The organism is Stenotrophomonas maltophilia group sp. RNC7, assembly GCF_030910085.1.
Classification (GTDB): Bacteria; Pseudomonadota; Gammaproteobacteria; order Xanthomonadales; family Xanthomonadaceae; genus Stenotrophomonas; species Stenotrophomonas sepilia.
In genome coordinates, this window is sequence record NZ_JAVFVN010000492.1 from 1 (window position 1) to 445 (window position 445).

Sequence of the window (445 nt, forward strand, 5' to 3'; positions counted from 1 at the left end):
GCGAAGGGATTCGAACCCTCGACCCCAACTTTGGCAAGCAAGAAATTGCACCGTTAAAGTATTAGAAGCGAATGTTACGGATTTCATTTCAGTGCGCAAGTGAGACCGTTCTTCTTGATTCGTCTGGGTGTCGGATTTCGGATAGAATGGTACAGAAATAAACTGATACAAACTGCGGCGAAGTGGCGAGACGGTGACCGGAAGGTGACCGGCGCCAAGTTTCATGCGGATATGAGCGTCGTTGGAATTTGAGTGTTGACGCTGCATGGCACTATTCCAAACATATCCCGGCCCGCTCCCTTATACGCGGTACGAACACGCTCCAAGCGCGCCACAGATTTTCCGTTCCGTGCATAGGGTGAGGCTACGCGGGCGCATGCGAGAGGCCTCAAGTCTACTGTCACCATTGTGACAATGGCGATTAGCTGGTCCTCTGGACCTGTGT

At 52.1% G+C, this 445-nt stretch carries 1 protein-coding gene; it reads right to left on the reverse strand.

What is annotated here, in order from left to right; all coding sequences use genetic code 11:
* Positions 1-267: hypothetical protein (locus RCF13_RS09190; RefSeq protein ID WP_308141088.1), on the reverse strand; the 267-nt coding region annotated here is incomplete at its 3' end.
* Positions 268-445 lie beyond the last annotated feature (178 nt).